Consider the following 10,067-nt stretch of genomic DNA (forward strand, 5'->3'; position numbering starts at 1 on the left):
TGTTGGGGTTGTACACGAATCCGCTGCCATGCACGGCAATGACGCGTTCGCCGGTGGGGTTGGGTGGGGTGATCACCCAGACGTCGCCACCCTCGTAGGTCTCTTTGGTGACGTCCAGTCCGATCGTGGTGAACCACGGCGGGGTCGGGGTGGTGATCAGCTCACCCAGCTTCATCGTGATGTTGACCCCGACGACCTGGGAGACGGCCTTCATCGCCTCCATGCCGAGAACCGTGATCTGGTCGGTCAGTGACGGACCCGCGGTCGCCACGACACGATCGGTCAGTTCGGGAGGGACGACGATGCCGGGCGCGAGGGCGACGGATCCGGCCGCGGTCACTGCGCTGGTGAGGGTGTCGACCTGGGTCAGAAGGTCCTGCGGTTGACGTAACGTCTTGTCGAACTCACGCCGCGCGAAGGCCAACATGGCCCATGCGGTGGGCGGCTCGGCCGGAGCGTTCGGCGTCGAGTTCACCGAGAACGGGTTGAGCACGGTGTTGATCACGGTGGAGATGGCCTGCGTCACCGTCGCCGGGACATCGGCGACGTCCTCGGCGGTTTCCCGGATTTGTACCTTCTCGATCTTCGGCGGTGCCGGCAGGTGCGGAACCGGATCCACGGTGATCACCGACACCACGCGGGCCCCGGTGGTGGGGGTTGACTTGGGGATGGCGGCGTCGACGTCGACGGTCACCGGTGTCGTCGTATCCGGCTCGGCTGTCTCGCTGTCGGTTTCGTGTCGAACTTGTTCTCGCAAGGTGTCCGGCTGCTGCCGCTCGACGGTCTTGGCCTTGCGCTTCGGCGAAACCTTGGTGGTAGGTGACGTCTTCGCTGCGGGCACATCGATATCAGCCCGATCGAGGCCGACAGAATCCAATACGTCCCGCACCGCAGTACGCACTGTGGTGGTCACCTTGTCGACGGCTTCGCGGGGTGACGCCGACTCGTCGGCCTTGCGGATTCGCGACGTCGTTTTTCGTTTCGCCTCGTGGTCGCGAGCCTCGACGCCTGCCCTCTTGGTGGAGGTGTCCTTGGTGGACGAGGCGGACGAATCCGTGGGGTCGGCCGTCGCAGCCCCACACCCCATCCCCATGGTCACCGCACATCCCACCCCGAGGGCAACGGCCAGCCCGCCGACGCGCCCTACATATCCCCCCATATGCATGCTTCACGTCTACCGGACCCGGTGTCGGGAGGGGATGGGTTTGTCGAAATAGGAGAGTGTCGGCTCCGGTCGGCATCATGGGGCCATGGCAACCCGCGAGCAGGCCCAGTCGATCCTCGAACAGTTGGCCGGCCCCGCGGCGCGGCTTCGTGATGATCAATGGGCGGCCATCGAAGCCCTCGTGGTGCAGCGTCGCCGCGCCCTGGTGGTGCAACGGACCGGGTGGGGAAAATCCGCGGTCTACTTCATCGCGGCCAAACTGCTGCGCGCTTCAGGCCACGGTCCGACGGTGATCGTCTCGCCGCTGCTGGCGTTGATGCGCAACCAGGTCGCCGCCGCCGAGCGCGCCGGCGTCCGCGCGGCGACGATCAACTCCGGCAACGTCACCGAGTGGGATGCGATCCATCGGCAGGTGGCCGATGGGGAACTCGATGTGCTGCTGGTCAGCCCGGAGCGGCTCAACAATCCCGACTTCCGGGACAACGTGCTGCCCGCGTTGGCGGCCGACGCGGGTCTGGTGGTGGTGGACGAGGCGCACTGCGTTTCCGACTGGGGACACGACTTCCGGCCGGACTACCGACGCATCCGCACGTTGGTGAGTGAATTGGGTTCGCAGATACCGGTTCTCGCGACCACGGCGACCGCCAACGATCGGGTCGTCGGTGATGTGGCAGCGCAGTTGGGCGTCGGCGGATCCGACACCTTGGTGCTGCGTGGCGGCCTGGACCGTGAGTCGTTGCGGCTGTCGGTGGTCGAGGTGAGGACGCCCGCGCAACGGGCCGCCTGGATCGCGGCGCACCTGGACGCCTTGCCGGGCTCCGGGATCATCTACACCTTGACAGTGGCTCAAGCCCACGACGTGGCCGCACTGTTGGCCGAGAACGGCCACAAAGTTGCGGCCTACACCGGGTCCACCGACCCTACCGAGCGCGAGCAACTGGAAGCCGATCTGCTGGAGAACCGGGTCAAGGCCCTGGTGGCGACGTCTGCGTTGGGCATGGGTTTCGACAAACCCGACCTGGGGTTCGTGGTGCACCTTGGCGCACCGTCGTCCCCGATCGCCTACTACCAGCAGGTGGGGCGTGCCGGGCGCGCGACTGTCCCGGACGCGAGGAGGACCAATGGTGGCAGCGCCGAGGTGATCTTGCTGCCTGGCACCGAAGATCAGGACGTCTGGCGGTACTTCGCATCCGTGGCCTTTCCGTCAGAACCCATGGTGCGCAACGTCATCGGGGCCCTGGAGGCCGACCGTCCACAGTCCACCCAGGCGCTGGAACCGCTGGTTGATCTCAACCGGTCCCGCCTGGAGATGGTGCTCAAGGTGCTCGACGTCGACGGTGCCGTCCGCCGGGTGAAAGGCGGCTGGATCGGCACCGGCGTGCCCTGGACGTATGACGAGGCGCGTTACCGGGCGTTGGACGAGGCGCGTCGCCGCGAACAGCAGGCCATGCTGGATTACCAGTCCACCGACGGCTGCCGCATGGTGTTCCTGCGCAGTCAGCTCGACGATCCCGAGCTGACATCGGGCGCGCAGTGCGGGCGATGTGACAACTGCACGGGCCGGCACTACCCCGCCGCGGTGGCACAGGAAATTCTGACCGATACCGCACAACGCCTGTCCAGGCCCGGAGTGCTGGTGGCACCCCGCAGACAGTGGCCGACCGGGCTGAGTACCCTGGGCCTGGCCTTGTCCGGCCGGATCACCGAGGGGGCTGCACCCGGCCGCGCGATCGGACGACTCACCGACCTGGGCTGGGGGGCGCGGCTGCGGCGGTTGCTCGCCGAACCCGACGGCGAAGTGCCGGACGATGTGATCGGCGCGGCCGTCGAGGTGCTCAAGGCCTGGGAGTGGGACCGACGTCCGGTCGCGGTGATGGGCCTGGATTCACAGACACATCCACTGCTGATCTCCTCGACCGTGCGGCGACTGGCCCAGATCGGGCGGCTGACCGACCTGGGCATCCTGAACTACACGCCAGAACACCGACCGGTCAGCGCGGTGAATTCGGCTTATCGAGTGGCGGCCCTGGACGGTGCCTGGGAACGACCGCAACTCGATCCGCAGGGGCCGGTGCTGTTGGTCGACGACCTGACCGACACCGGCTGGACGCTGACCATGGCGACGAGCGTGCTGCGTGAGGCCGGTGCGCCTGAGGTATTGCCGTTTGTGCTGGCAAGCGTGAGTTGAGCGGTGCAGACATATTCCGAAATTTGAATCAGGCCTGAATAACGCAGACGGCTTATTTGCATTTCCACTTAGTTCACTTGTCAACAATCGCTTTCTTGCCGCCGGGAAGATTAGGTCCCCGATGCGAGACGGCTGTGCGGTCGCTGTCACCCAAAGTTCGCCGTTGTTTGCCTCCGCAAATTCTAGTCAAACGATCTTGAAAAGGCCGTGCGGCTTCAATGTCTGGCTAACTCAATGGGGGCCGTCAAAGAACGGCAACGCCGGTTTTGTGTCTCCTGGCCGCCTGCCTGTGAATTTGCTGTCCTCATCCGTGTGGGGTGGCGTGACGGTTCTACCGGCGGTGACGCTGGTGCCAGCGCTCGCGCCGGCGCTTCTTATTTCGCTGGATGGAACCACATGTATGTGGTGCACCCTTTGGTCGATCATGAGTGGACGTCGATCCACTCGGCAGTGAAGTCCTGGAGCGCGGTGACGTTCTGAGTGAGCATCCGGCCCATGATCTTCTCGACGTGCTGGCCGAGCAGTGGCGCCTTGAACTCGACCGTGGCGACGCACCTGATCCGTGAGCCTGCAGCCGTGGGCATCAACAGTGCTGTTCCCGCTGCATACGCAGGAGTGCCGTGCGGTGTGACGCTGAGCTCGCCCCGTATCCGCCGCTCGCCGACGGGCTGCCAACGCTCCTGTTGTACGACCCGCCACTGCACCGGGAGGAACTTGGCGATCGGCGACCGTTCCTGGCCGCGGCGCACATCTTTGACCATCACGGCGGTCACCGTGCCGTCGGGTTCCACCGACAGGCTGGCCAGCGTGTCGAGGCCTCCGAACCTCGACATCCGGTCGAGCCAATAGTCGCGTTCGCCGAACGCCGACAAAATTTGCTCTACTTGGGCTCGAGAGTCGACTGAGAAGTCGAATGACCGCGACACAGCAACAGGCTACGTCGGGATCTCCGATTTCTGCACCAGCGTTAAGAAGAGTGGATATGCTGGCGCCCTGCAACTAGTCAAGTCGTAGCTGAAATCGGCCACGGGAGACAAACAACGCGGAGGCGAGGTGCGGGGGATGCCGCCTTGTGTCCATATCGTTGAGCACTTTCACTGGTCGACTCGGAGGTGGGGAGGACCACGTGAGCATCAACCCGTTCGATGACGACAATGGCAATTTTCTCGTCTTGATCAATGACGAGGAACAACACAGCCTATGGCCGACCTTTGCCGACATTCCTGCCGGTTGGACGGCGGTGTACGGCGAAGCTGATCGCGCCGCCTGCTTGGACTACATAGAACAGAACTGGCCGGACATCCGGCCGAAGAGCCTCCGCGATCGGCTGGCGGCACAGGACCGAGGCTCGGGCAACTAGCGGCTCGACACCACTATCAGATCTCGCGGTGGGAGAGTCTTGATGCAGTTCGATGAACAGTCGCTGCCGGTCACCCGTGCCCAGCTCGACATATGGCTGGCGCATGATCTGGTGGATTCGGGTGCCGAGTGGCAACTCGGATTATTCGTCAAGATCTCTGGCTCGGTGGACCGTGAGGCCCTGGCCTGGGCGATTCGCCGGGTGCTGAAGGAAGCCGAACCGGTCCGAGCCGGCTTCTTCGAGTCCCGAGGCGAGATCTTCCAGAGGCCGATCGACTACCCAGGGGTCGAACCGGACTTCCACGATCTGAGGTCTTCGCCGGACCCGGTGCGCGAGGCTCGTGAACTTGCGGCGTCGATCCAGCGTGCGCCGATGTCACTGGCCGGGCCGTTGTTCCGGTTCGCCTTGTTCCAGACCCGGGCCGACGAGTTCTTCCTGGTCGGTTGCTGCCATCACATCGTGCTGGACGGAACCGGTATCGCGATGGTGGGCCAGCGGCTGGCCTCGGTGTACTCCGCGGTGGTGTCCGGGGCGCCGATTCCTCCGTCGCTGTTCGGGACGCTGTCCGATCTGATCGACTGCGAATCGGGCTACGAGTCTTCGGACGACTACCTGCGCGACCGCGCGTACTGGACCGAGAATCTTCCGCCGGAAAGTGAGCCGCAGTATCGATGGCTTCCGGAAGAAGGCGCGGCGCAATCGTACCTGCCTTCGGCCCCAGTCGAATTGGATCCCGATGTACTGCGCCGGGTCGACGCACTGGCGCTGTCGCTGAACCTACCGCGATCCTCGGTCCTCACCGCGGCCTGTGCACTTTTGGTGCGCGGCTGGCAGTCTGAGGGCTCGGAGGTGGTCCTGGATTTTCCGGTCAGCCGTCGCGTCGGGCCTGACACGAAGACCCTTCCCGCGATGCTGGCAGGCGTCGTACCGTTGGTGCTTCATGCCGCACCCGCCACTTCGGTGGCGGACTTCTGTGGCTATGTCGACCTTCGGATCCGTGAAGCCCTTGAACACCAACGGTTCCCGGTCCAGGCGCTCGAGCGCAAGATCAACTCGCGCGCGGCCGGACAACTCGCCAACCGGGTGAGTGTCAACTTCCTTCCGTCCTCTTTCACATTGGACTTCGGTGGGGCGGCTGCAACGGCATCGTTGGCCAACGCAGGCGTCGTCGGCGGCTTCGGAATGTTCTTCTCGAGTGCAGGGGAACAGGTTTTCGTCAACACCGCAGGCGTCGGACACCCGTTGTCGAACCTCGATCCCGCGGAATTGGCGGATCGGCTGCAGCAGGTGCTGCTGTCGATGACGGCCGACTCGTCGCGGTCACTGGTGTCGGTGACTGTGCAGGACGACGCCGAGCGCGACCGGCTGTTCGAGGTCGGCAATCACGGAATGCTGTCGCATCCGCTGACCGCGGTTTCGATCCCGGCGATGTTCGCGGCGCAGGTCCACCGTGCTCCCGAGGCGGTGGCGATCAGCTGCAATGGCGCGGCGATGACCTATCGCGAGTTGGACGAGGCGTCGAACCGGTTGGCGCACCTTCTCATTGACCAGGGCGCCGGCCCGGGTCGCTGCGTCGCGCTGCTGTTCAACAGGTGTGCCCAGGCACTCGTGTCGATCTTGGCGGTGCTCAAGACCGGGGCGGCTTATCTGCCGATCGACCCGGCCCACCCCCAGGGCCGAGTGGAATTCATGATTTCCGATGCCGACCCCGTTGCGGTGGTGAGCACCGCTGATCTGGTCGATCGCCTGTCCGGTCAGTCTCTGGCACTTGTCGACGTCGATGATCCGCGGGTCGACACCTACCCGTGCGGTGCCTTGCCGGAACCCGGCTCTGACGACATCGCCTACCTGATCTACACCTCGGGAACCACGGGCGTGCCCAAAGGGGTTGCCATCTCCCACGGCAATGTCACCCAGTTGATCGGCTGCCTCGACGCGAACCTGGAGCCGTCGGGCCAGGTGTGGTCGCAGTGGCACTCCTACAGCTTCGACATCTCGGGCTGGGAGATCTTCAATGCGCTCCTGACCGGCGCACGGTTGGTCGTGATTCCCGAGGAGATCGCCCGTTCGCCCCACGACTTCCACGCCTTACTGGTCGCCGAAGAGGTCAACGTGCTGGGGCTGACCCCGACCGCTGTGGCCGCGTTGTCACCCGCCGGCTTGGATTCGGTTGCCTTGCTGGTCGGCGGAGAGCCCTGCCCGGCCGACGTGGTGGATCGCTGGGCTCCCGACCGGGTGATGATCAATCAGTACGGGCCGACCGAGGCCACCATGTGGGTTGCGCTCAGCGCGCCGTTGGCCGCCGGGGCGGGGGTTCCGCCGATCGGTTCGCCGTTGCCCGGTGCGGCGTTGTTCGTGCTGGATCAGTGGCTTCGACCGGTCCCGGCCGGAGTGGTGGGCGAATTGTACGTGGCCGGCCGGAATGTCGGTGTCGGCTATTGGCGCCGCGGTTCGTTGACCGGATCTCGTTTTGTGGCATGCCCTTTCGGTGCCCCCGGTCAGCGCATGTATCGAACCGGTGACCTGGTGTCGTGGGGTGCCGACGGGCAACTGCGGTACTCGGGTCGTGCCGACGAGCAGGTCAAGATCCGTGGGTATCGCATCGAGTTGGGCGAGATCCAAACTGCATTGGCCGATCTGGACGGGGTGGAGCAGGCGATCATCGTCGCCCGCGAGGCTCGCCCGGGTGACAAACGTCTGGTCGGCTATGTCACCGAAACCTCCGTCGGTGCCGTCGACCCGGCCGGCGCCCGGGCGGCATTGGCCGACCGGTTGCCCAGCTACATGGTGCCGGCCGCGATCGTGGTGCTCGACGCTTTGCCGCTGACGGTCAACGGAAAGCTCGACAAGCGAGCCCTGCCTGCTCCGGAATACATTGATGCCGACCGTTACCGGGCGCCTGCCACTCCCACGGAAGAGACCCTGACCGCCATCTATGCCGAGGTCCTCGGTTTGGACCGGGTCGGGGTGGACGACTCCTTCTTCGACCTCGGGGGCGATTCGCTTTCGGCGATGCGGGTGATCGCCGATGTCAACACGACATTGGACGCCGATCTGGCCGTCCGCACCCTGTTTGACGCACCGTCTGTCGCCGAGTTGGCGCCGCGGGTCGCTGTCGGCTCGGGCAGTCGGGCGCCGCTCGTGCGTCAACAGCGGCCGGAACTGATCCCGTTGTCGTTCGCCCAGCAGCGGCTCTGGTTCCTGAACCGGTTCGAGGGCGGGGTGGCGACGTACAACATGCCGACGGCGTTCCGGATCAACGGTGCGTTGAACGTCGAGGCGTTGGGCGCGGCGTTGGATGATGTGATCGCGCGGCACGAGTCGCTGCGCACGGTGTTTGTCGACGTCGACGGGGTGCCGTTCCAGCAGGTGCTGCCTGCCGAGCCGGGCATGTGGCGGTGTGCCGGCCCGATGGTGGTGTCATCGGCCATCGGGCCGGGCGGTGACGTGACCGGCGAGCTGATGGACCTGGCCGGTTACCGGTTTGACCTATCGGCCGAAATCCCGGTCCGGGCCCGGATCTATGAGTTGAGTCCCGAGCAGCATGTGTTGGGAATAGTGGTGCACCACATTGCATTCGACGGGTGGTCACTGGCGCCCATGGTGCGTGACGTGGGCCTGGCCTACGCCTGCCGGACAACGGGGCGCGCCCCGGACTGGTCACCGTTGCCGGTGCAGTACGCCGATTACACGTTGTGGCAGCAGGATCGACTCGGTGATGAGTCTGACCCGACAAGTGTGATCGCCGGCCAGTTGGCTTACTGGCGACAGGAGTTGGCCGATCTGCCGGAGGTGGTGTCGCTGCCGACGGATCGTCCCCGACCGCCGGTGCCCAGTTATCGTGGTGAGGTTGTCGAGTTCGGCATCGATACGCACACCTGGGCTGGGCTCAAAACGGTTGCAGCCGAACATCACGCCACGACGTCGATAGTCCTGCAGGCCGCGCTGGCAGTGGCTCTACACCGCGAAGGTGTCGGCGTGGACGTGGCTCTCGGCACCCCGATCGCCGGACGGACCGACAAAGCGCTCGATGATCTGGTGGGCTTCTTCGTCAACACCTGGGTGCTGCGGGTGGGTGTCAACCCTGCCTTGCGGTTCAGGGAAGTGCTCGACCAGGTGAAGCAGAAGGCACTGGATGCCTATGCCAATCAGGATGTGCCGTTCGAGTTGTTGGTGGAGCAGCTCAATCCGACGCGTTCGACGTCCCATCACCCGTTGTTCCAGGTCGCCCTGGTCTTCCAGAACAACGTGCTGCCTACGGTTTCGCTCGACGGGATGGAGGTCGAGCAGGAATCGGTGTTCACCCGGACCGCCAAGTTCGACCTGGATTTCGACATCCGGGAGGTGCCCGGCGACGGTGGGCCGATGGCCACCGGGGTGCTCACCTACGCGACGGATCTGTTCGAGCAGTCCAGTGTCGAACGCCTGGTGAACCGGTTCGGACGGGTGATCGAAGCGGTGGTGACCGACCCGTCGGCCGTGGTGGGCGAGGTCGGCCTGATCGACCAGGCCGAATGGGAACTACTGCGGCACAGGTGGTCTGGGTCCGGAGTCCAGACACCTACCGGTTTGATCGACCAACTGCTCGCGGCCGCGGTGGCGGCCGACGCGGATGCCGTCGCGGTCATCGACGGGCCGAGGCAGCTGTCGTATGGCGAACTGGACGCTTCCTCCAACCGGTTGGCACGCAAGTTGATCGAGGTAGGAGTGGGGCCCGAGTGCGCCGTCGCGGTGGCGATGGACCGGTCTGTCGAGTTGGTCACCGCGTGGTGGGCCGTTCTGAAGGCCGGCGGGGTGTACGTCCCGGTGGATCGAACCAACCCAGCCGAGCGGATCGCCACTGTCTTGGACGCCGTCGCGGCAACGTGCGTCCTCACCTGTGGATCCGACACCGTGCCGGGCGCCGGAAAGCGCCCGGTGCTACGTCTCGACGCCGTGGATCTCTCCGGGTTCGGACCAGAGCCGGTCGCCGACCAGGATCGACTGGCGCCCTTGGGAACTGACGATGCCGCCTACGTGATCTTCACATCCGGTTCGACCGGCACCCCCAAGGGCGTGGCGGTCACCCATGCAGGCCTGCTGGGCGTAGCCGCGGCACATCGCGACCTGTTCCGGGTCGGGGCCCACGGCCGAGTGCTGATGGTCGCCGCACCCACCTTTGATGCCTCGGTGTTCGAATGGTTGTGGGCAGTCGCGTCACGGGCGGCGCTCGTGGTGGCACCGCGAGATTCGTACGCCGGGGCCGCGCTCACCGAACTGATACAGCGCCAGCAGGTCAGCGCCGCCCTGATCACCCCGACAGTCCTGGCCACCCTGGACCGCATGCGGCTCGGTGGGCTTGAGACCCTGGTCAC

4 protein-coding genes and 1 pseudogene are annotated in these 10,067 nt (G+C 65.3%); 3 read left to right on the forward strand and 2 right to left on the reverse strand.

The features are described 5' to 3' along the window. Positions 1–1,159: pseudogene (locus A5699_RS02865) on the reverse strand (hypothetical protein); the annotation flags it as partial. 91 nt (positions 1,160–1,250) lie between these two features. On the opposite strand from A5699_RS02865, the gene A5699_RS02870 reads away from it, so the two are divergent. Next, positions 1,251–3,353 carry a RecQ family ATP-dependent DNA helicase gene (locus A5699_RS02870; protein WP_067765076.1) on the forward strand — a complete coding sequence of 701 codons (2,103 nt, stop codon included), beginning with the start codon at positions 1,251–1,253 and terminating at the stop codon, positions 3,351–3,353. A gap of 422 nt (positions 3,354–3,775) precedes the next feature. Here the strand turns inward: A5699_RS02870 and A5699_RS02875 are convergent, their stop codons facing one another. Next, on the reverse strand, positions 3,776–4,279 hold the full coding sequence (locus A5699_RS02875; protein WP_082957543.1) for a DUF2505 domain-containing protein: 504 nt from the start codon (positions 4,277–4,279) through the stop codon (positions 3,776–3,778). A gap of 200 nt (positions 4,280–4,479) precedes the next feature. On the opposite strand from A5699_RS02875, the gene A5699_RS02880 reads away from it, so the two are divergent. Continuing rightward, the gene (locus A5699_RS02880; protein WP_067765079.1) at positions 4,480–4,713 is read left to right on the forward strand and encodes an MbtH family protein; all 234 of its coding nucleotides are present in this window, start codon (positions 4,480–4,482) and stop codon (positions 4,711–4,713) included. 42 nt (positions 4,714–4,755) lie between these two features. Then, a partial coding sequence (locus A5699_RS02885; protein ID WP_157561053.1) for a non-ribosomal peptide synthetase occupies positions 4,756–10,067 on the forward strand: 5,312 nt, incomplete at its 3' end.

The organism is Mycobacterium sp. E802 (assembly GCF_001666875.1).
Classification (GTDB): Bacteria; Actinomycetota; Actinomycetes; order Mycobacteriales; family Mycobacteriaceae; genus Mycobacterium.